Below are 22,709 nucleotides of genomic sequence, written 5' to 3' on the forward strand. Positions count from 1 at the left end.
TGGGTGTTCTTTGTGCAGTGGTTTTTTCCATTTTCGTCGGCACGCGACCGACAACAATCGATGAGATTCTTACCGCTCTAGGGCGTCCGTGGGACGCTAGCACCGACATCGGTGCCATCGTGTGGAGCCAGCGGCTACCTCGCACACTTCTTGGCCTGGCTGTGGGGGCATCCATGGCTTTGGCTGGAGCGCTCATTCAAGGACACACCCGTAACCCGCTGGCTGATCCAGGCATCTTGGGCATCAGCCAAGGCGCAGCGTTCGCGGTAGTGCTGGGAGTGTTCGTCTTCGGCGCCACAAGCACCGACGTGCTCGTATGGTTCGCCCTGCTCGGCGCGATCTTCGCTGCCGTGACCGTGTTCGCCATCTCCTCAATCGGCACCGGAGCTGCCTCACCGCTGACGCTCGTGCTCGTTGGCGCCGCCACGACCGCCCTGTTCAACGCCCTCACCACCACGATTATCCTGCGTGACCAGGCAGGATTGAACGAGCTACGCCAATGGAACACCGGCTCTTTGACCGGCCGAGACCTATCAGTGCTCGCCGCCGTAGCGCCTTTCCTTCTCGTAGGGGCAGCGCTGGCCTTCCTCTCAGCCCCCACGCTGAATGTCCTGGGCGCAGGTGATGACATCGCTAGCTCCTTGGGCGTCAACGTGCCGGTGGCGCGACTGCTGGGCCTGACCGGCGTCACCCTTCTGGCAGGAGCCGCCACCGCAGCCGCTGGCCCCATCGTTTTCGTCGGGCTCGTTGTCCCGCACGCCGTACGGCTGCTCGTGGGAACCAATCAGTGCTGGATCATGCCGATGAGTGCCCTGGCCGGAGCGCTGCTCATGGTCCTCGCCGACGTATTCGGGCGCATCCTCACCCGCCCCTCCGAGATCCCTGGCGGCATCGTCATCGCCTTCATTGGAGTTCCCGTGTTCCTCGCCCTAGTGCGCCGTCGATCGGTCGCGACGACATGAGCACCATCACAGACTCACGCCTTCGCCCCGGTGAACTGATATGGCCGCTACCACGCACCCGGATCCGAGTGCGCACAGTGCTCGTCTGCGCCGCCTTGGGCGTTCTCGTCACTGCCATGTCGATCCTGACGCTAGGACAGGGCACATACCCACTCACCCCCCTTGAAGTCATCACTGCGCTGACCGGCAACGGCCCCGAAATTCACCACATCATCGTCGTGGAATGGAGGCTGCCCCGAACACTGGTCGCAGTGCTGGTCGGTTGCGCTCTTGGCGCCGCAGGATCTATCACCCAGACGCTGGCACGTAATGCGCTAGCCAGCCCTGACCTTTTGGGGATCACCATGGGATCCTCAGTGGCTGTCGTGACAGTGCTGGCTCTCATTCCTGGCCCCATGCTCCTGGCAACAGGGGCGCTCGCAAGCATCGCGGTACCGCTAGCTGCACTGGTCGGTGGGCTGATCGCAGCCGGGGTGGTATGGCTGCTGACCTTGCCTGGAGGCACCGACACCTCCCGCCTCGTGCTCACCGGAGTAGGGATCACCACCTTGTGCTCAGCGACAGTCTCCGCTGTGCTGGCCAGCTCCGATGTGCACCAAGCCAGCGAAGCAGTGGCCTGGCTGGCCGGAACCCTCGATGGGCGACAGTGGCAGCATGCAGCCCCGGCAGCCATCTGCCTCATCACCGGACTCATCCTGCTGACTGCTTCCGCGACAGCAATGCAGGTCTTGCCGCTGGGGGATGACACAGCCCGCTCTCTAGGGGTGCCTATCGGACGTAGCCAAGCACTGGCCTGGGTGGCTGCCGTTGTCATGACAGCTGGAGCGGTCGCCGCCGCTGGCCCCATCGGATTCGTGGCCCTGGCCGCCCCCCAAGTCGCTCGCCTTCTCCTGGCCAGCCCCACACCGCCAGCAGTGGCCGGCGGACTCTGCGGGGCGGTCATGGTGCCCGGATGTGACCTGATCAGCCAGCACATTCTCGCCGGAACCGTCCCGGTCGGGGTGGTCACAGCTGCCGCAGGTGCACCGTTCTTCATTGCACTTTTGGTTCACGCTAACAAGAAGGTCACGTCATGACTCTTACCGCCGTTGCCCAGACGGTCACCCCCGCGCTGCGTGCCAGCGGCATCAGCGTCGGTTACCGCGGAAACACTGTGGTCAAAGACTGCGATCTGGAGATTCGCCCCGGAGTCATGACGGCCATTCTTGGACCAAATGGGTGCGGCAAATCCACACTGCTCAAATCCCTGGCTCGACTGATCCCCACCAGCAGCGGATCCATCGAACTCGACGGCCAACCACTGGCATCCCTGTCAGGACGAGAACTGGCACGACGGTTGGCGATGCTGACCCAAACCCCCACCGCCCCAGAAGGGATCCGAGTAGCCGACCTGGTTGCTCTCGGGCGTCACCCCTACCGGTCCTGGCTGCGACAGTGGTCCAGCAGTGATGCCGAGGCGGTACGTGAAGCGATGGCCCTCACTGGCGTCAGTGATCTAGCAGACCGGCGCCTGGATGCCCTCTCCGGTGGTCAGCGGCAGCGCGCGTGGATTGCGATGGTGCTCGCCCAACAAACAGACGTGCTGCTCCTGGATGAACCCACCACCAGCCTGGACTTAGCTCGCAGTCTGGATCTGCTGGACCTCGTGGACCGGCTGCACGCCGACCATGGCCGCACTGTCGTCATGGTGCTACATGACCTCGCACTGGCATGCCGCTACTGCGACGACCTGGTGATGATGCGCGATGGGTGCATCATCGCTCGCGGAGAACCCCAGGAGATCGTCACCGAAGAGCTCCTGTTCGAGGTTTTCGGGCTCCGTAGTCGAGTGATCGAGGATCCCGTTTCGGGCAGGCCGTTAATTGTTCCTGTGGGTGAACGGCACAGCGAACGGATCGCGTCCATCTGATGGGAAGAAATGAGACAACACCTAACTAAGGTTTACCTTAGTTAGGCACATGTCACTCATTCCCACCGCTTCCCCTGGAGGAGACGCCATGGCCGACAACCCCTTCGACGACGCATCCGGCAGCTTCTACGTCCTCACCAACACCGAGGGGCAACACTCCCTATGGCCAACCTTCGCCGACGTACCCGCGGGCTGGAACATAGTCCACGGAGCACCTGAAGGCACCTCCCGCGAAGCCGCCCTGGAATACATCGAAGCCCACTGGACAGACCTGCGCCCACAGCGCATCGGCGCCTAAAAACCGTGGGAGTCCCCTCCAGCGAGCGCCTGCCAGTCGTCACCGCTGCACAGGCAACCACCGAACTGGTCCGATCACTTAAAAACCGTCCATTCCTAGCGGCCGGGGCCGCCCTAGCCCTACTGGGTGGCGCCGCGTTGGCAGTAGGGCCAGTGCTCCTGCTTGGCCGGATCGTTGACCTCATCCGCGCAGGCAACGGAGCACAAACCCTGCCTGGACTACTGAGCATCATCATTACCTGTGCCCTGGGGGCAGGTCTGCTCAACGGTCTGGGGCACACCCTCCTGGGTACCCTGGCCGCTCGTGTTGTCGCTGAACTACGCGAACGCGTCACCCATGCCACACTCAGCCTGCCTGTGGCCACCCTCGAAAACGCAGGACGAGGCGACACACTCTCTCGCGTAGGCCCCGACGTTGCAGTCCTATCCTCGGCCTCTCGCGGCGCTCTACCCACCGTCTTAGGTGCCTCGCTGATGATCTTCGTGGCACTGGTAGGTATGGCAACCCTTGACGTGCGGCTCGCTCTTGCTGGAATGGCCGCTGGGCCGATGTACGTTCTGGCAGTGCGTTGGTACCTACCACGGGCCGCGCCTCGCTACCGGGAACTACGACACCTAGAAGCCGAATACCTCAACGACGTAGTAGGCACAGTCGAGGCGATGCACACACTGCGCTCCTACGGACTGGAAAAACAACGCCGCCGCCAGCTAACCGACTCCGCTGCTGCAGTGCGTCGTCAAGCCATCGATAGCTTCTCGGTGTTCACGCGGTTCGTTGCCAGAGAAAACCGCGCCGAATTCATCGGGCTGGCAGCGCTGATCCTCATGGGGTGGCTACTGCTACGCGCTGAGCAAGTCACCGTCGGCGATGTTGCTGCCGCGACCTTGCTATTCCACCGCTTATTTACCCCTATTGGTGCAGTTCTAGCCGTTACTGACGACATACAAAAAGCAGGTGCAGCGCTCGTGCGTCTTGTCGGCGTGATGCGCCTGGCCGCAGACGCCGAGCCCGCGCAACCTGGCCGAGAAAAAGAAACAGCAGTAGAGATACGCGTACACGGGCTTCATCACCGCTACCCCGCAGTAGAACATCCCGCAGTCGATGGTGTAGACCTGCATATCCCTGCCGGGAGCACCCTGGCCCTCGTCGGAGCCACTGGAGCCGGTAAAACCACCTTGGCCTCACTGCTTGCAGGCAGTTTGCATCCCACTGAAGGTGAAATCACCCTTAATGGTCGCTCTATCGCCGAATTCGATGAGTCCCAGCTGCGTGCGCTGGTAAGCGTCGCCACTCAGGAAAGCCACGTTTTCGCTGGCACCTTGCGCGATGACCTACGGCTAGCAGATCCAACAGCCGATGACACCACGCTCCATGACGCACTGAAAACTGTTGGCGTTCAAGAGTGGGTGCAGTCCTTGCCTGAAGGCCTAGACACCCGCGTCGGTGAAGGTGGGTTCATTCCCGACCCTGCGCTGGCCCAGCAACTTGCCCTCGCTCGAATCCTCGTGCGTGACACACCAGTCGTCGTGCTTGACGAAGCAACTGCTGAAGCCGGATCGGCCGAAGCTGGAGTACTGGAAGCAGCCTCGCAAGCAGTCACGGCTGGTCGCACTGCCGTGGTGGTGGCGCATCGGCTCGATCAGGTTTGCGCCGCTGATGCCATCGCTGTCATGGCAGACGGTCGGGTTATCGAACACGGCACGCATGAACAGCTCCTCGCTGCAGGTGGACGCTACGCCGAACTGTGGGATGCATGGAGCACCGGACGGGAAGAGGAAATGCGATGAGTTTGGGAGGCACTGGCGTGCCCGAGCGTGCCCGAGCACGAGAAATCCTGCTCACCCCCCTGCGCCGTCAAAGGTGGACGTTCCTAGGAGCCGGTGCGCTCCTGTGCCTGTATCAGGTGGCAGAAGCGTCAGTTCCGCTGCTGCTGGGTTGGATCGTCGATCACGTACTTGAGCAGCGCAGCGTGTGGGCTCCACTGCTGTCAGTGGCCGCGCTGGGCGTAGCTATTTTCACCGTCTCGTGGTCCTGGCGCACCGCTTTCCGTTTTTTGCAGGCTGCTACGGCTCGCCGCACTGAAGAACTGCGCGACGAAATTGCTACCAGCGTCATCGCATCTCGCCCCTCCCGCGGTGAGGTTAACGGGGATGACTTGGTGACAGTGGCAGGTGAGGATGCCGGTCACGCTGCCGACATCATGGAAATCCTTGCGGTGGCCGCTTCTGCCCTGGTAGGGATTCTTTTCTGTGCCGGTGTGCTGGCGTATATCGACCTCGCGCTAGGAGCGATGGTGCTTGGCGGCACGGCTGTGGTGCTTACAGTCCTGCATCTCATCTCAGGACGCATTGCCTCCTGGGGGCAAGAGCATCAACGTCTCTTAGCGGTGGCTACTGCTCGCGTAGGTGACTTGCTGCGGGGGCTGCGCCCGTTGGCTGGAATTGGTGGTAGGGGGGCCGCTTATCAGGGATACCGGCGGTTATCTTCCGATGCGCGTGAGCAGGCCGAAGGGCTCGCCAAGCTTGGCGGGGTGAGCGAGATGGTGACCACCTTGACCAGCACTCTTCTTGTTGGTCTTGTGGGGGTGGCTGCAGGTTACCGAGCCCTAGCTGGTGATATTTCGATCGGTGAACTCATCACGGTCGTTGGCTTGACCCAATTTGTGGCAGATCCAGCTCAACAGCTGTGCCGAATGCCGCAATATGCGGCAGCCGCGCGGGCTTCATCCCGGCGCCTGGCCGCAGTGGGGGAGCCCACTCCGATGGTGCAGGGACGCGACTTGCCTGCTGCTGGAGAAGTAGCCGCGATTGGCGCCTGGAATGGCGAGCGGAAGTGGTCTGCCCCCGAAGGGCAACTCACCGTGGTGTATTGCTCCTCTGGACATGCTGCAGAAGTAGTAGAGGCGTTGCGTGCAGGTGTTGATGCGGCACCGATGCAGTGTCATGTGCAGGTGCGTGGCGTGCCAACACAGGAAGCAGATCTAGAGCAGCTGCGGGACCTCGTCCTTGCCGAGGCGAGACATCCGCAGATCCTGCAGGGAACGGTGGGGCAGGCCCTGGTCCCCACTGGCCGGTTTGCTGGCAAAGAAACTGAGCCTGATGAACCTTCTGAGTTGTGTAGCCGGTTGCGCCTGGATGATGTGACGGCTGGTTCGGCATTGGAGCGAGATGTGGCTGAGCGGGGGACCGATCTTTCTGGTGGCCAACGGCAGCGGCTGGCATTGGGGAGGGCATTGGCTGCTGACCCAGACATTTTGGTTTTGGTGGATCCGACCTCTGCTGTTGATGCCGTGACAGCGCGGAGCATTTCGCTGCTGCTGGCTGAGAAACGTTCAGGCAGAACCACAGTGGTTCTTTGTGCCGGGCCGGAGTGGGTGACGGTGGCGGATCGAGTTGAGCACATGTCCATGTAAGGTAAGGCTTACCTTATAGAATGGAGGAGTCATCGTGTTTACCCCTGACCCAAGCGAATCCCACACACCTACGCAAAACAGCCACGCCCCCCACCAAGAATCCAACCGCTCCACCGCGGTATACGACGTCATCGGCATTGGTTTTGGACCAGGTAACCTCGGGCTAGCCATCGCCCTGAATGAAGGAACAGGCATCAAAGCCATGTTCCTCGAAAAACAAAACGAATTCCGTTGGCACGACGGCATGCTTCTGCCCGGGACCACCATGCAGATCTCCTTCCTCAAAGATCTCGTGACAATGCGTAACCCCGAAAGCCGCTACACCTTCATCAACTACCTGAAAGAACACGACCGACTCCCAGACTTCATCAACCGACAAACATTCACCCCCGAACGCGTCGAATTCTCCGACTACCTACGTTGGGTAGCCACCAACCTCGACGCCGACGTCCGCTACGGCCGAACAGTCACCGCACTCGACCACGCCATTGACGACGCCCCCAACGGAGCCCGCTTCACCATCACCGCAGAAGGACCTGATGGGCCCGAAATCCACTACGCCCGCACCGTCGTCGTAGCCAGCGGCCTAGAAGAACGACTTCCCGAATGGGCACTAGGAGCTGAACTAGCCGGATCCGGAAGGGTGTTCCACAACCACCGCCTACTAGACCACCTCGCCGCACTACCAGAAGGCCTGCCACGCAGCGCACTCGTCGTCGGCGCAGGCCAATCCGCCGCTGAAGTCATCGCATACCTGCACGACGCCGGAGCCAACGTCGAGGCAGCATTCCACGGTTACGGATTCGCACCAGCCGACGACAGCCCCTTCGCCAACCGCGTCTTCGACCCCGCAGCAGTCGACGACTTCTACCACGCCTGCGAAGACGTACGCCGCGACCTAGTACAACGACACCGATACACCAACTACGCCTGCGTCGACGAAAGCCTCATCGTCGACCTGTACAACCGTGAATACCGCGAACAAGTCACCGGCGAACACCGACTGAACTTCCACCGCGCCACCCGCGTCATGCACGCACGCCTAGCCGAAGATGGCCGCGTCGAAGTCATCCTCCGCAACCGGATCGACGGCACCGAACACACCACACACGTCGACGCCGTCGTCTGCGCCACCGGATTCCGCTCCCGCGGCCTCAGCGGCCTGGCCCCCAGTCTCATCGGCACCGAAACTCCCCAGGTCTCCCGCGACCACCACGTCATCGTCAACGGACGCGAAGTACCCGGGTTGTTCATCCAAGGCGCCACCGAAAGCAGCCATGGCCTCTCCGCCACCCTGCTATCCACCATCGCCGTACGCGCCGGAGAACTTTGCCAAGCACTACGCGCCGACCTACAAGAAGAAAACCCCAACCACGTACACACCGAACAGTCAGTGCTCGCCACGCGCTGACCTCAGTGTCGGCGCCACCGCCCGACGCCCACTCCTGCGAGCCGGCCTCGTCGTCGGCCCCTTACCCGTCTTGCCACCCGCTGTGAGGACCCGCCGATGACTCAAGAACTCACCCACCTCATCCACCTGCCCACTCAGGACGTCCACGCAATGGCCAACCGAATGGGCAAGGACCCCGATGGCACCTGCGCTACCTCAATCTGCCTACCCCTCCTGGCAGTGGCAGCAGCATGGTGGGTGCAACACGGAAACACACCCGCCACAGAAGGAACCGATGTGAGGGCCACCCCCCTCACCGTCACCCTGAATGACGCGCTGGGCCAACACCACATACAGGTCACGGCCCACGATCGACTCCCTCACCTGGCGGCAGCCATGGCAGAACAAGCAGAGTGGGCGTCGGGACGAGTGAGCGCCACCCTTGAAACAACCACCGTGACAGTAGAGCCAGCACAAACCGGCTCCGCCCAAGCCACCGTGTGCGTACACGTCCCCCCAGGCGTCGACGAACATGACCTACACACACTGCTCACCGACATCATCGCCCGCCCAGAGCGCACACTGCTCTCCCTGCGCGCCCAAAGCGACACCCAACGCGTGGCACTCGAGGCCATGTGGAACGACACCGATCAACCCCGACACCGACCAGACATCACCGAACTCATCCGCTCCTGGGCCGAACAGACACCCGAAGCCGAAGCCGTCATCAGCGACGAACACCGCCTCACCTATCGTCAACTCGTGACAGCTGCAGACGCGGTAGCCGCACAACTGCGCCACCACGGCATAGGCGCCGAAACCGTCGTCGGCATCTCACTGCCACGTAGCGCCGAAATGGTCGTCGCGATCCTCGGTGTCCTCTTCGCCGGCGGCGCCTTCGTGCCTGTAGACCCAGCATGGCCAGCACCACGACGAGCCTCAGTCATCACCGACGCAGCCGTCTCACTACTGCTCGTGGCAGACCCCACCACCAGCGAAGAAACACCAACAATCACCCTCGATCTCAACAACCCCCTACCCCAAGCCAAACCAGAGCCACTACCAGAAGAAATCAACGGCTCCAGCCTGGCCTATATCGTCTTCACCTCCGGTTCCACCGGCCGTCCCAAAGGCGCCATGATCCGCCGCGCTGCTATCGTCGAACGTCTCCTGTGGCAACGCGACGAAATCCTCGGCTTCCGCACCGATGACGCATCCCTTTTCAAAGCACCACTGGCCTTCGACATCTCCATCAACGAAATCCTGCTGCCACTGATCTCCGGAGCACGCGTAGTCGTAGCAGCCCCAGAGGGAGAACGCGACCCCTCCTACCTGCTCAACCTCATCGGCACCGAACGAGTAACCTTCGCCTACCTGGTCTCATCGATGCTCGAAATGCTCCTCACCCTCGACGCCGAAGACACCAACACCACCGACCAAACCTCCACCGGAGCCCTACGCCACCTACGCCACGTCTGGTGCGGCGGCGAACTGCTCACCCAAGCGCTTTACCGCCGATTCCGCCGCGCCCTAGATATCCCGCTCTACCACGGTTACGGCCCCGCCGAAGCAACCATCGGCGTCTCACACGTGGTCTACCGCGCAGAGGGTGACCGCATGGGGCACTCCATCGGAAGCGCCAACCCCAACACCCGGCTATACGTACTCGGCCCCGACCTACGACCAGCCCCCATCGGTGAACCCGGCGAACTCTACGCCGCCGGAATGCTCGTCGGCCGAGGCTACGTCGGCGCCCCCTCACTGACCGCCTCACGATTCGTCGCTGACCCCTTCGCCGCTGACGGATCCCGCATGTACCGCACCGGCGACCTCGTACGACGCCTCGATGACGGCTCGCTCGAATTCGTCGGCCGCGCAGACAACCAAGTGAAAATCCGCGGCATGCGCCTAGAACTCGAAGACGTCGAAGCCGGCCTGGCAGAGCACCCTGAAGTGCGCTCCGTCTGCGTCATCGCCCGATCCGGACGACTCATCGGATACGCAGTAACCACAGCTGACTCCGGCCTCACCGGAGAACAACTACGAGACTGGTCCCGCTCCCAGCTGCCCGAATACATGGTCCCCGCAGCCGTCGTGATCCTCCACACCATGCCAATCACAGTCAACGGCAAAGTCGACCGCTCCGCCCTCCCCGAACCCCAATGGGAAAACAACACCACCACAACCGAAGACATAACCGACCCACGCCTGGCCCAGGTATGTGCAGCCATGGCCGACGTCCTTGACCTACAACGCGTCAGCCCCGACTGCGACTTCTTCGACATCGGCGGCGACAGCCTCATCGCCGTCCGCCTAGCCGGAGCACTACGCTCTGCCGGCCTACCAATAGGCGTCGCACACATTTTCAAAGCACGCACCCCCCGCGCCCTAGCCGACACCGTCGAAAACCTCCCAACCCCCATCGACGTAGAAGACAAACCCCACGGCCCCCTGCACGACCTGCCCGTACTGCGATGGTTTGGAGAAGTAACCCAAGCCATCGACGGATTCGTACAAGCCGTGCCCCTACGCGCCCCCCACGACCTCAACCTGCAGGCCGCCCAAGCCATCCTCAACGCAGCCATCCACCAACACCCAGCACTCCACGCCCGCGTCAGCCACCACAACGGCCTCCACCTAGACATCCCCGCCCCAGAAAATGCCACACCCGTCTACGTAGACGAACGAGGACCAGGCGGCGACAAAAACACAGACACCGACGAACTCATCGCAGACCTGGACCCAGCAGCCGGAGTGCTCGTACGCGCCCGCCTACGCCCCGGCGTACTACTAGTAGTGATCCACCACCTCGTGATGGACGGCATCTCCTGGCAAATCCTCACCGATGACCTCACCGCAGCGATGCAGGCATGGCGCGCCGGAGAGCTCAACCCCGACGGCACCCCAACACCAGGAAAAACACACCCCGTACAGCCAGAGGGAACATCCCTACGCAGATGGACCCAATGCCTCGCCGAAGCCGTCGCCTCCGGACACTTCGACACCGACGCCGACTATTACCGCCGGGTACTGGCAACCCCAGACGCACCACTGACCAACGCCACCGGCCCCACCCCCACCGTCGCAAACGAACGCACCCTCACCCGCCACATCGACGCCACCACCACCGAAGCCATCACCCTGGCAGTACCAGCCGCCTTCGGAACCAGCGTCAACACCGTACTCCTCACCGCGTTCGCACTCGCACTCGCAACCTGGCGAGAAGAAAACGGAACCCACCAAACCGCAGCACTCATAGACCTCGAAGGACACGGCCGCGAATCACGCTTCGTCCCCACCCCCGGCGGCGAAGCCGACCTCAGCCACACCCTGGGCTGGTTCACCAGCATGTTCCCCGTAATCCTGGACCCTGGAATCACCCTGCACGCCGATGAAGACGCCCTTGTACGAGCCTTAAAAACAGTCAAAGACCAGCTCGCCGAAGTACCCAACGGCGGAATCGGATTCGGTGCGCTACGCCGACTCGACCAACGCCCAGGCGCCGCGGCCGGCCTCGACCACGAACCACAAATCCTGTTCAACTACCTAGGCCGCGTGGGATCCAGCAACGGCGCAGAGTTCGAACCTCTACCAGGCACCGACCTGCTAGGTGAGCGCCGCGACCCAGAACAACCACTGCCACGCACCCTAGAACTCAACGCCGTCACCACCGTAGAACCCGACGGCGGCGTACTCCGCGCCACTTTCTCCTGGGGAGCCAACGTCCTCGAAGACACCAGCATCACCCGACTGGCACAACTATGGACCGAAGCACTCACCGCACTAGCAGGCCTAGCCCACCGAGGATCACGCTCGCCCGGAGACTTTGCCTCCGCCCCCGGCCTACCTGCACCCATCAGCTTCGAAGACCTAGACCACCTCGACAGCCCCACCCTGGTCGACATCCTGCCACTGACCCCAGTGCAAAACGGCATGTACTTCCACTCCGTCTTCGAAGGCGAACAGTCCGACGCCTACGTTGAACAACAACTAGTCCACCTCCACGGCCCCATCGACGCCCACCGCCTCGAAACCGCTCTACGCGCGCTGCTACGCCACCACCCAGCCCTATCCGCAGCCGTATTCACCACCACCTCCGGAGAAGCAGTGTCTGTGATCGACACTGCCGCCGCCGACCGGCTTCACCTCGCCGAACTCGATCTGACCGCAGTAGAACCACATGAAGCCCAACAACGGCTACGCCAACGGGCACACACCGACCGCACCACCGGATTCGACCCAACACACGCACCGCTGATGCGCTGCACGCTCGTCACCCTCGAACCAGAACACTGCGTGCTCATCCAAACCGTCCACCACCTCGTGGCTGACGGATGGTCAGTGCCCCTCATGCTGCGCACCCTCATCGAGTGCTACACCAACCCCGACCTACCAGAACCCGCATACCGGCCAAAACGCGGCATCCCAGGCTTTGTACGGTGGCTGGATACCCGCGACCGCCACGCCGACCAACAACTCTGGCGAACAGCACTCCAAGGAGCCACCCCCGTAGTAGTCGCTCCAGGCGCAGCAACCCCCACACACATTGAAGAAATCCCTGTCATCGCCGACAACATCGACGCTGCGCTGGAACACTGCCGCAACCACGGATGGTCAATACCCGTCCTGGCCCACGCAGCATGGGGCTTAGTACTGCGCGACCTCGCTGGCCTGGACTGCCACAGCGACGTCATCTTCGGATCCACCGTCTCCGGACGCGACGCCCCTGTAGATGACCTCGAAAACGCGGTCGGCATGGTGATCAACACCGTCCCATCCTTAGCTCCAGGGGCAGCCCCCACCGACCCAGCACACACGCTGCTCACCGGTGTAAGCACACACCTAGATCAAGTACGCGCCCACATGCACGTGCCACTAGCAGACACCGTCCCCCAGGGCGGCACCGTCGGTGACCTCTTCGACACCCTCGTGGTGATGGACCTACCCACCGACCCAGCACAACTACACGTGCCCGGAGCAGAAGTGGAAATCCGCGCAGTCATCAACGACGGCGCCCCCCATTACCCACTGACGCTAGTGGTTTCCCCCACCGAAGAACCCCTGATGCGGGTTCTCTACGACCCCGCATCCATCAACCACTCCCGCGCACAACGCATCACCCGGATGCTTGCCGCCGCCGTCGAGGGACTGTGCTCATCGAATTCGGTTGCACACGTAACCGCACACATCGCCGCCGCAGGCGCCCAGAGCACCAACGAACCGGCAACACTGACCCAGCTGTGGCAGACAAGTGTGGAAGCACACCCACAACGCCCAGCCCTCGTCGCCGTCACCGCTGATAAAGGCACACCAGAGCGCATCGAATACACACAGATGCACGCCCGCGCTCGCAGCGTTGCCGCCACACTCAGCCAAGCCCTACCCCACAGCGATCAGCCCGCCAGGGTAGCTCTCCTGCTTGACCGTTCCCCAGAGCAAGTAGTCGGCATCTTGGCGGTGGTCCTTGCTGGCGGCACCTACGTGCCTCTGGACCCGCTGTCACCTGACCACCGGATCGACCTCATCCTGGATAACTGCCAGCCCGAAGTGCTACTCGTCGGGCCTCAGCACGCTGAGCGCGCCCACATAATCGCCCCCGAAGGCACCACCGTCATGGTGATGCCCGATCCCCAGGAACAAGACAACACAACAGAACTACAGTTCTCCCCCCGCACCCCATCTCCCCACGATCCCGCCTACATCCTGTACACCTCCGGCTCCACCGGCCGCCCCAAAGGAGTGGTAGTCACCCACGCCAACGTGCTGGCGCTACTGCACACAGCCGACAACCACGTCCAGATGAGTAACCAGGACGTGTGGTGTCTGTTCCACTCGTTCGCCTTCGACTTCTCCGTCTGGGAGCTGTGGGCACCATTGCGGTACGGGGCCTGCGTCGTTCTCCTCGACTACGCCCTGACACGCTCACCCCACGACTTCGCTGGCGTACTCGCTGAACAAAAAGTGACGGTTCTTAACCAGACCCCCTCAGCATTCGTCGCCCTGGACTCCACCGGAGCAACCCTGCCAGCGCTACGCCACCTCATCTTCGGCGGAGAAGCACTCGAAATAGCTCGCGTCGCCGAATTCGCTCATCGGCACCCCAACTGCCGCATCATCAACATGTACGGCATCACTGAAACCACAGTGCATGTCACGGCACTCAAACTCACCACCACGCTGCTGCAAACAGCCCAGCAAACCCGCACCACCGCAAGTCCAGTAGGACGTCCACTGGATGGGCTACGTGGCTATGTTCTCGACGGCCAGCTGCGCCCAGTACGCCCCGGGGGCACCGGAATCCTCTACGTAGCCGGTCCACAAGTCACCCGTGGCTACTTCGGACAACCAGGGCTCAGCGCCGCACGATTCGTCGCCGACCCCTTCGCCGCTGACGGCACCCGCATGTACTGCTCCGGTGACGTTATGCGGGTACGGGCCGACGGCGGGCTGGAGTACATCGGCCGCGCCGACCGCCAAATACAGGTGCGAGGCTTCCGTATTGAACCCGGTGAAGTTGAAACAGTCCTGCTCACCGCGCCCGGAGTGGCCGACGCTGCAGTATTGGCCCTCGATCGGCCTGAAGGACGCCAATTGGCCGCCGTTGTCGTGCCCCGCGAAGGCACCGACCTGGCCGAGGCAGCTTCAACAGCTCGACGCACCGCACGGCGCAAGCTACCGGCCTATCTCGTTCCCTCCCTACTCATCGCAGCACAACAGCTGCCGCTGACTATCAACGGCAAACGCGATGAAACAGCCCTGCTCGCAATGCTCGAGGCATCCAACGAACACGAGATGTGCGCAGAAGCAGACACCGCACCTGCTGCTGGGCAACAGAGTGAACCAGCGGTAGCAGCGATCGCGGCAGCGCTAGCTGCGGTGCTCGACCTCGACCCCCAAGCAGTAGGACCGAACGCGGACTACTTCCAACTCGGTGGAGATTCGATCCTGGCGCTCAAACTGTGCCACCGACTGCGTCGCGAAGGCATCGCAGTGAGCCCGCGCGAGGTTTTCACCGGACGCACCCCTGCCGGAATCGCTCGCCTATGCCTGCAATCCACCCCCGCGACATCAGCGACTCGCGCGAAAACAACGCATGGGCCATTGGTGCCGTTGCCCATGCTGTACCGCCAGCAAACACTGGGTATGCCCAGCGACTTCGCACAGGCCAGAACGATCGAACTCGATGAAACCGTCAACACGGAACAGCTGAGTAAGGCGCTAGGTCACGTGGTCACAGCACACCCGCTGCTCGGGGCCCGGCTCAGCGGCCTGTCACACCAACTGCCGCTAGGAATCGAAATACCAGCCACCACGCCAACAATCCCCGTGCTACAGGCAGACACCGCTGAACACGCACTACCCACACTGCTTGAAACCCTCGACCCCGAAAACGGAACGCTCCTTGCCGCCGCAGTAGTAAAGGGAGGACGCGTTGCAGTAATGGCCGTGCATCACGCAGTTGTGGACAGCATGTCCTGGCTGGTGATCGAGAACGACCTACGCTGCGCTCTCGAAAACAAGCCCCTTGCGCCTGAAGCTGTTTCGGCCGGTGAACACGCAACGGAACTGCTGCGCCGCACCCATACCGACGAAATCACCCAATGGCTACCGCACTGGCAACGCATGCATCACATACCGCAGCTAGTGGCAGCTGATAGCTGGCCAGGTGAGCAGGTGCGTCTACTAGCCACCCGACTAGAGGCAGGCGCAGCAAAAGCTTTGCTCACAGCGACCTCCGGCCCCCAGGTCGCGGCTCGGCTCACCGCCACTGTCGTCGCAGCGCTGTCCCGCTGTATCGGCGAGCGGCCCGAGATGCTGGTAGAGATGGAAACACACGGGCGTAACGGCGGGGACAGCCTCAACATCGACCTGGAACGTACCGTTGGATGGTTCACCTGCCTAGCGCCGGTGCGCGTACCTGGATCGAGCGACCCACAGCGGGTAATCCACGCTGTAGAAGGCGGGAGCGATACCGTCCCCGCAACCAGCTATACAGCGCTGCGTTACCTGCACCCACACGGCGCACGCATGCTCAGCAATGGTGGAGCACAGGTACTGGTCAACTATCTCGGCCGCGCCGAAAGCGACGCAGTGCTCTGCGTGCCTACCCCAGCCGCTCCGCCGCGAACCCCGCACCTGCTTGAGGTAGACATATGGGCGATGAGCAGCCAAGAACTGCGAGCCGAGTTCCGTGTGGCCGAACCAGCCTGGAGCGAGCTAGGAGTCGATCCGGCTGACCTCATCCCAGCATGGCAAGAGGCCGTCGCTGACCTGGCAGAATCGCTTGCCCAACAAGGCGAACAAGCAGCACTGACTCCGCTGCAACGAGGACTGTTGTTCCAGGCTCAGGTCGCCCCCGGAGGTACGTACACGGCACAAACCACGCTGGCCTTCGATCGGCGTCTTGATCCGCAGATCGTGGCCGAAAGCTTCGCTGACACAGTCACGATTCACCCAGCCATTGGTGCCCGCTTCCTCCTAGACGAGGACGGCACACCGACGCAGTGGCTTCCCGGAGCGACCCAGCGCATCTGTCCTGAGGTGACGGTGCACGAAGTCAACAGTGTTGACCAGATCGATGCGCTGCTTGACGCGCAGCGACGACTGCCATTTGACCTGGGCGAATGGCCCTTGGCTAGGTTCCTGCTCATCCGTACCCCGCACGAAGGCGACCTGCTGGTGTTCACCTACCACCTTGTCCTGATGGACGGTTGGTCGAGGGCGCTGCTACTGAACAGTTTCCTTCAGCGACTCCGCCTGCGTGAGAACACTCCTGAACAGGACATTTGTCTACCAGAGCCAGCGCTTCCAAGCTTCGCTGAGGTTGCTCGCAAAGCCACATCGCACGATGAGGCAGCCGCGCTGGCCCACTGGCGAAGCCGTTTGGAAGGACTGAATGGACCAACGCTTGTCGGTGATGGACGGCTGGCCACGACACCGACGCTGCCGAAATCGGTAGTGATCGATCTGGATGAGCAGAGCACTAACGCGCTGAACGCAGCGGCGTCCCGCGCCGGGGTGACCCTGACCGCTTTGATCGTGGCTGCGACCACGCTCTCGTTGCGGGTTCTCACTGGTGAAGACGACGTTGTCGTAGGCCTGTCGGTTTCTGGCCGTAACCTCGTGGAGGACCCCGGGGTGGATTCGGTCGTGGGTGTGTTGCTCAACACCGTTCCGGCGCGGGTGCAGTTGCAAGCCCAGCAGACGGTAATGGATCTGCTAACCCGAATTCAGGCTGAGCGGCTGGAGTCGATGCCTTTCGATGGGGTCGATCTTGGTCAGGTTCAGCGAGACCTAGGCATGGAGGTGCTGTTCGACTCGCTCGTGGTGGTGCAGAACTTCCTGGACCCCAAGGCGGCGCAAGAAACGCGACGTATGCACGGGATCACGGCGGAGTCTTCCGTGGATGCCACCCACTTCCCATTGACCTGGGTGTATACGCCGGGGGAGAGGTTGAGGCTCACGCTTGAGCACCGCTCCGAACTGCTTCCCGCTGGTGCGGCGCAGACAGCGGCGAACCTGGCGGTGTCTGCGCTGCAGTCATTGACTGACATTGTTTTGGGAGCTGAGAGTGGCCGACGCCCCGTGGCGTCTTTGCCTGGATGGCAGGCTGGCCCAGATCACGGTGACGTGGTGGCCGCCCAGAACGCTCGGGTGGACTTCACTGTGGTTGATGCCCTCGATGCAGCAGCTGAACGCAACCCCGATGCAGTGGCTCTGGTCGATGAGCAACACCGGTGGACGTTTGCGCAGTTCCAAGGGCGTTGTCTTGCCGTGGCGCAAGAGCTGCGGCGGCGGGGAGTTGGTCCTGGTGACACCGTGGCGCTGGGGTTGCCTCGGTCAGCGCATGTGGTTGCAGCGTTGATGGGTGTGCTGCGCACGGGTGCTAGGTACGTTCCTGTGGATCTGTCTCATCCAGATGGTCGCTTGGCGGCGGTGCTTGGTGATGTGAATCCTGAGGTGGTGCTGGTCACGGGAGAGTCACGCTCTCGGATGGCCAGAATCGTTCCAGATGTGCCGCTGGTAGAGGTTGATTCTCTTGCATCGGTGCAGATGTCTGCTGAGTTGGTGTCGCGCGCCACTGCCGTAGATGACGCTTATGTCATCTACACGTCTGGTTCGACGGGGCGTCCTAAGGGTGTGGTTGTGCCACATGATGGTCTTGCTTCGATGTTGGTCAACCATCGGCGAAAGATTTTTGCTCCGGCTGTTCATGCTGCAGGTGATCGTCGGTTCCGGGTTGCGCACGCGTTGTCGTTTGCTTTCGACATGTCCTGGGAAGAGCTGCTGTGGTTGGCTGATGGGCACGAAGTGCATTTGTGTGATGAGGATCTGCGACGTGATCCGCAGCGTCTGGTTGAGTACACCCGTCAGAACGGCATCGATGTCATCAATGTGACTCCGGGGCAGGCAGAGCAGCTGATTGCTGAAGGGTTGTTGGACGAGGGGATGCATGCTCCTTCGCTCGTCTTGCTCGGTGGTGAGGCTGTGTCTGTGCGGTTGTGGCGTCGTTTGGGCCAGATGCCTGGTGTGCGTGGCTACAACTTGTATGGCCCTACGGAGTACACGATCAACGCGTTGGGGGTGGGCGATGATGAATGCGCTGATCCAGTGATTGGTGCGCCGGTGGATCATACGGTGGCGTTGGTGCTTGACCGTTGGTTGCGTCCTGTTCCTGATGGTGTTCCTGGTGAGCTGTATCTGACGGGAATTGGGTTGGCTCGTGGTTATCACGGCATGCCGGGACGTACAGCTGAGTCGTTTGTGGCATGCCCATGGGGTGAGCCAGGGTCGCGTATGTATCGCACCGGTGACCGAGTCCGGCGTCGTGTTGCAGATGGGCTCATGGAGTACTTGGGGCGTACGGACAACCAAGTGAAGATTCGAGGTCATCGAGTGGATCCGGGTGAGGTCTCTGCGGCTGTGCTCGCTTTGGCTGAACAGGATCGCGGTGCGCAGGCGCCCTCTGATGTGGCTGCGGTGTATGGCTGTGTCACGACAGTGGTCAATGGTGCGTTGGTGTGTCATCTGGCTGCTCGGGTGGCTGATTCGCAGGTTGTGGCGCGTGCGGTGCGTGATGGGTTGCGGTCGGTGTTGCCAGAGGCGTTGGTGCCGGACCGTTATGCGGTTGTGCCGGAATTCCCGCTGACTGCTAATGGCAAGGTGGATACAGCGCAGCTGGGTTCGGGTAGCCCGGTGGGTAGCACGGGGCGTCCTGCTCGCGGTGAGCAGGAATGTCTGGTGGCTGAGCTCGTGGCTGAGGTGCTCGACCTGGATGAGGATGAGGTGCCAGCAGATGTTGATTTCTTCTCGCTGGGTGGGCATTCGATGGCGGCGGTGCGTCTTGTGGCGTTGCTTCGTGCTGAGGGTGTTTCTGAGCTGGCGGTGCGTGATGTGTATGCGCTGCGTACCGTGGAGAGGATGGCCCAGAAGCTGGTGATGTAAGACAGCAGAGTGGGTCTGGTGACCCTCTGGGGGTTATGTCCAGAGGGTCACCAGTTCTTCAATGAGGGTGGTGCGCCAGCAGGCGTGATCGTGTCCGCCGGGGACGGTTCGGGTGTGCACGTCCATGTTGGCTTCGGTGAGTGCTTTGGTGACTGCGTTGACGTGTTGATGCATTGCTTTTTCGTCTTCACCGACGGTGAAGCGAATCTGCATGTTGTGTAGGTCGGGTAGGTGGCGTGCGGTGTCTCCTCCGGGTGGTGCGTTCAGGGGGTCGGTGGGGTTGGTGTCGGTCCACCAGAACGCGGGGGATTGTCCTAGGAGTGCGTTGAATTGGGTGGTTGTTGCTGCGGCTCGGGTTGCGGCGAGGGCGCCGAGGCTTTGTCCAGCTATGACTGTGTGTGTTCGTTGGGAGCCGCGCTGGGATAGCCAGGTGTCGCACATGGTCAGGATTGGTCCAGGTAGTGCGGTAGCCAGGGTAGGGCTGGTGAGGAAGTTGGTGCGTGCTTGCGGGTCTGCCGGGGAGGGGATCAAGACGAGAACGTGGGGCGGCAGGAGCCCGTCGGCCACGGCTGTGTTGAGGGTGCTAGGGGCGTCGTGTAGGTGGAGCCAGTGGTCTCCGTCCAGGAGGAAGAGGACGGGTGTTGTTGTGGTGAGTTGGCCGGGGGTGAATATGCGTAGTGTGCAGCGTCGTCCTAGTACGTTGCGGTCTAGGCGTAGTCGCTCTGAGGGGTGGGGGCAGATGTGTAGGGGGCTGCGTGGTGGCCATCGGTCTAGGCCGGCGGCGCCGTCGCGGGGAGCTGTGGGGTGGGTGAGAAGTGACCCGAGTTCGCCGGTGGCGTCGTGGTTGAGTGGGTCGGCGCTGGGTGGGCCGTCGTTGTTGCTGAGTCTGTAGGTTACGCAGGCTTGGGGTGGGATTGGTATTTGGGCGATTCCGAAGCCTGGGGGTATTTCGTGTCCTGCTGTGGTTAGTTCTTGGGCGAGGGTGGGGTCTGGGTTGGTGATAGGGGTTGATTGTTTGTGTTCCCACAGGATGTGGGTGCCGTGGGGGGCGGTGACGATGCCTAGGGCTGAGCCGTCGGGTAGGAGTCGGTAGAGGGGCCATTGGGGGGAACGGTGGGGGACGTCGTGTAGGCCGGGTTTGGGGGTGGGGTTGTGGTGTTTTTTTTGTGGTGATGAAACTGCTTTGACAGTCATATTAGGTGAGCCTAACCTCAATCTATGCGCGTCGTTACCTTCGGATACCAGACCTGGGGCCACCGGACTTTGCAGGCTGTTCTCGCAGGCGGACATGAGGTGCCATTGGCCGTCACCCATCCGCCGAGCAACAACCCTTACGAACAGATGTGGAGCGACTCGGTGGCCGAGCTGGCCACCGCTCACGGAATCCCTGTTTACGAAGCGCGCCGCCCCGATGAAGCCCTAATCAATGCCGTCCGTGAAGCAAAACCAGATGTCATCGTTGCTAATAACTGGCGCACCTGGCTACCTCCGGAGATCTACGACGCCCCACCGCACGGCACGCTCAACGTGCATGACTCCTTACTTCCTGAATACGCCGGCTTCTCGCCAGTGATGTGGGCTCTGCTGAACCGTGAAACCCATGTGGGGGTCACCGTTCACCGCATGGACGAAACCCTGGATGCTGGCCCTATCGTCGCGCAGCAGGCAGTACCCGTTGGCCCTAATGACACCACCACTGATCTTTTCCACGCGACCGTCGCTTTGATCGAGCCGCTGGTCACTCGTGCGCTAGCCGACCTGGCCGCAGGCACACTCACCGCTACCGCGCAAGATCCAGCCCGCGCCACCTATTTTCATAAGCGCTCCGAGCGGGAGGCATATCTTGACTTCCGAGCCTGCGCTGCCGACCTGGAGCTGCAGGTCCGTGCCCACAGCGACCCTTACCCGAACGCGTACTTCAACTACCGCGGGCAGCGGTTGCGTGTGTTGCGAGCCCACGTCTCACGCAGCCGATTCGGCGGCACTCCGGGCCGTGTCACGGTCCCGTATGAGGGGGGAGTAGCCGTAGTTTGTGGTTCTGCGCAACGCAACGCGCCAGCTCCTGCGCTCATCCTAGAAACGCTCCGTCTTGACGACGGTCGCGAAGTAGCCGCAACCGAAATTCTCGGTGATGGCGGCTACATCGATTTGCCCTAACCCACACAGCCATGGGGAAACCCAAGGCACCAACTATCCGGGGGATTACTACACCATGCCCACAAAACTGTCTTCGTTACGCCGGAGGGCTTTCCTGCTCGCAGCTGCACTGTGTTTGACCGGCGGAGTTGTCGGATGCTCCACATCTGACTCCTCGACTTCGGCGAGTTCCAAGCCAGCGTCTGCGGCCACGGAGGCTGGCGCGTTCCCAGCCACGATTGCCCATAAGTTCGGCCAAACGGTGGTTAAAGAAGCGCCTACTCGGGTGGTGTCCCTGGGGTATAACGACCAGGATGCTCTTCTGGCTCTCGGTGTCACTCCGGTGATGGTGCGCAATTGGGACGGAATGACCCCCTCTGGTGAGGCTGCAGGAGCATGGGCCAAAGACCGCATCAAGGGTGAAAAACCCCAGGTGTACACCAAAGAAACCGTTGACCCGGAGGCAGTAGCAGCAGCAAAGCCTGACCTGATCGTCGCCACCTACTCCGACGTCGACAAACCCACCTACGAGGCACTTTCCAAGATTGCCCCAGTGATTGTGCAAAAGGGTGACTACGAGGACTACCAGCAGCCCTGGGATGTCACGACTGAAGAGATCGGCGCTGCCGTGGGGCGCCCTGCCGAGGCCAAGAAATTGGTCGACGGTATCAAGGGGCGCATCAGTGAGCTAGCTGCCCGTCACCCTGAGTGGAAGGGTAAGAGCGCCACTGTTGCTACCTATGACGGCAAGGCGCTGTCTGCTTTCGCTGCCAATGACATGCGCACGCGGTTCTTCACCTCGCTTGGATTTGAAGCGAACAAAGAAGTTAATGACGCAGCAAAGGGCAAGTTCTACACAGAACTCTCTTTGGAAGAAGCTCGCAAGCTCGATTCCGACGTACTGGTCTGGGACCAGATCTCTTACGCCCCGAAGGGACGTTCTCAGATCGAATCTGAGCAGTCGTTGTCTTCACTGCCAGCTATGAAAGATAAGCACGCATTGTTCCTTGAAGACCAGCTCGAGAAGGCCTTCGGGTGGCAGACAGTCCTTAGCTTGGGGTATGTGCTTGACCACATTGAGAAGCCGCTTGATGCAGCTGTTAAAGGTGAGTAAGTAACGGTTTTCCGCATGAAAAGTGTTGTGGCCCCCACACCAA

General features: G+C 61.8%; 11 protein-coding genes. 10 read left to right on the forward strand and 1 reads right to left on the reverse strand.

Annotation, left to right across the window (positions count from 1 at the left end; genetic code table 11):
• Window positions 1-17 precede the first annotated feature (17 nt).
• The 8 genes from AC2T9U_RS01770 to AC2T9U_RS01805 all read left to right on the forward strand — a co-directional run bounded on the left by AC2T9U_RS01770 (window position 18) and on the right by AC2T9U_RS01805 (window position 19,416).
• The gene (locus tag AC2T9U_RS01770; protein ID WP_493696445.1) at window positions 18-962 is read left to right on the forward strand and encodes a FecCD family ABC transporter permease; all 945 of its coding nucleotides are present in this window, start codon (window positions 18-20) and stop codon (window positions 960-962) included.
• Window positions 959-2,038: a FecCD family ABC transporter permease gene (locus tag AC2T9U_RS01775; RefSeq protein ID WP_493696446.1), complete on the forward strand. Its 1,080-nt coding sequence runs from the start codon at window positions 959-961 to the stop codon at window positions 2,036-2,038. Before AC2T9U_RS01770 ends, AC2T9U_RS01775 begins: the two co-directional genes overlap by 4 nt.
• Window positions 2,035-2,871 carry an ABC transporter ATP-binding protein gene (locus AC2T9U_RS01780; RefSeq protein WP_208303909.1) on the forward strand — a complete coding sequence of 279 codons (837 nt, stop codon included), beginning with the start codon at window positions 2,035-2,037 and terminating at the stop codon, window positions 2,869-2,871. Before AC2T9U_RS01775 ends, AC2T9U_RS01780 begins: the two co-directional genes overlap by 4 nt.
• A gap of 88 nt (window positions 2,872-2,959) precedes the next feature.
• The gene (locus AC2T9U_RS01785) at window positions 2,960-3,169 is read left to right on the forward strand and encodes an MbtH family protein (protein ID WP_208303908.1); all 210 of its coding nucleotides are present in this window, start codon (window positions 2,960-2,962) and stop codon (window positions 3,167-3,169) included.
• A 5-nt stretch (window positions 3,170-3,174) separates the two neighbouring features.
• Window positions 3,175-4,956, forward strand: coding sequence for an ABC transporter ATP-binding protein (locus AC2T9U_RS01790; protein ID WP_493696447.1), 1,782 nt, complete (start codon window positions 3,175-3,177; stop codon window positions 4,954-4,956).
• On the forward strand, window positions 4,953-6,581 hold the full coding sequence (locus AC2T9U_RS01795; RefSeq protein WP_493696448.1) for an ATP-binding cassette domain-containing protein: 1,629 nt from the start codon (window positions 4,953-4,955) through the stop codon (window positions 6,579-6,581). Before AC2T9U_RS01790 ends, AC2T9U_RS01795 begins: the two co-directional genes overlap by 4 nt.
• A 34-nt stretch (window positions 6,582-6,615) precedes the next feature.
• A complete protein-coding gene (locus AC2T9U_RS01800) occupies window positions 6,616-7,992 on the forward strand; it encodes a lysine N(6)-hydroxylase/L-ornithine N(5)-oxygenase family protein (RefSeq protein WP_493696449.1) in 1,377 nt (458 codons plus the stop codon).
• A 96-nt stretch (window positions 7,993-8,088) separates the two neighbouring features.
• Complete coding sequence (locus AC2T9U_RS01805; protein WP_493696450.1) at window positions 8,089-19,416, forward strand: non-ribosomal peptide synthetase; 11,328 nt, start codon at window positions 8,089-8,091, stop codon at window positions 19,414-19,416.
• Window positions 19,417-19,449: 33 nt separating this feature from the next.
• Here the strand turns inward: AC2T9U_RS01805 and AC2T9U_RS01810 are convergent, their stop codons facing one another.
• On the reverse strand, window positions 19,450-20,610 hold the full coding sequence (locus tag AC2T9U_RS01810; protein WP_493696451.1) for an alpha/beta hydrolase: 1,161 nt from the start codon (window positions 20,608-20,610) through the stop codon (window positions 19,450-19,452).
• 24 nt (window positions 20,611-20,634) lie between these two features.
• Here AC2T9U_RS01810 and AC2T9U_RS01815 point away from each other — a divergent pair, with 24 nt between their 5' ends.
• Both AC2T9U_RS01815 and AC2T9U_RS01820 read left to right on the forward strand, forming a co-directional pair.
• The gene (locus AC2T9U_RS01815) at window positions 20,635-21,573 is read left to right on the forward strand and encodes a methionyl-tRNA formyltransferase (RefSeq protein WP_493696452.1); all 939 of its coding nucleotides are present in this window, start codon (window positions 20,635-20,637) and stop codon (window positions 21,571-21,573) included.
• Complete coding sequence (locus AC2T9U_RS01820; protein ID WP_493696453.1) at window positions 21,548-22,666, forward strand: iron-siderophore ABC transporter substrate-binding protein; 1,119 nt, start codon at window positions 21,548-21,550, stop codon at window positions 22,664-22,666. The genes AC2T9U_RS01815 and AC2T9U_RS01820 overlap by 26 nt, the downstream gene beginning before the upstream one ends.
• Window positions 22,667-22,709: the final 43 nt, after the last annotated feature.

The organism is Dermatophilus sp. B7861-1, assembly GCF_058996045.1.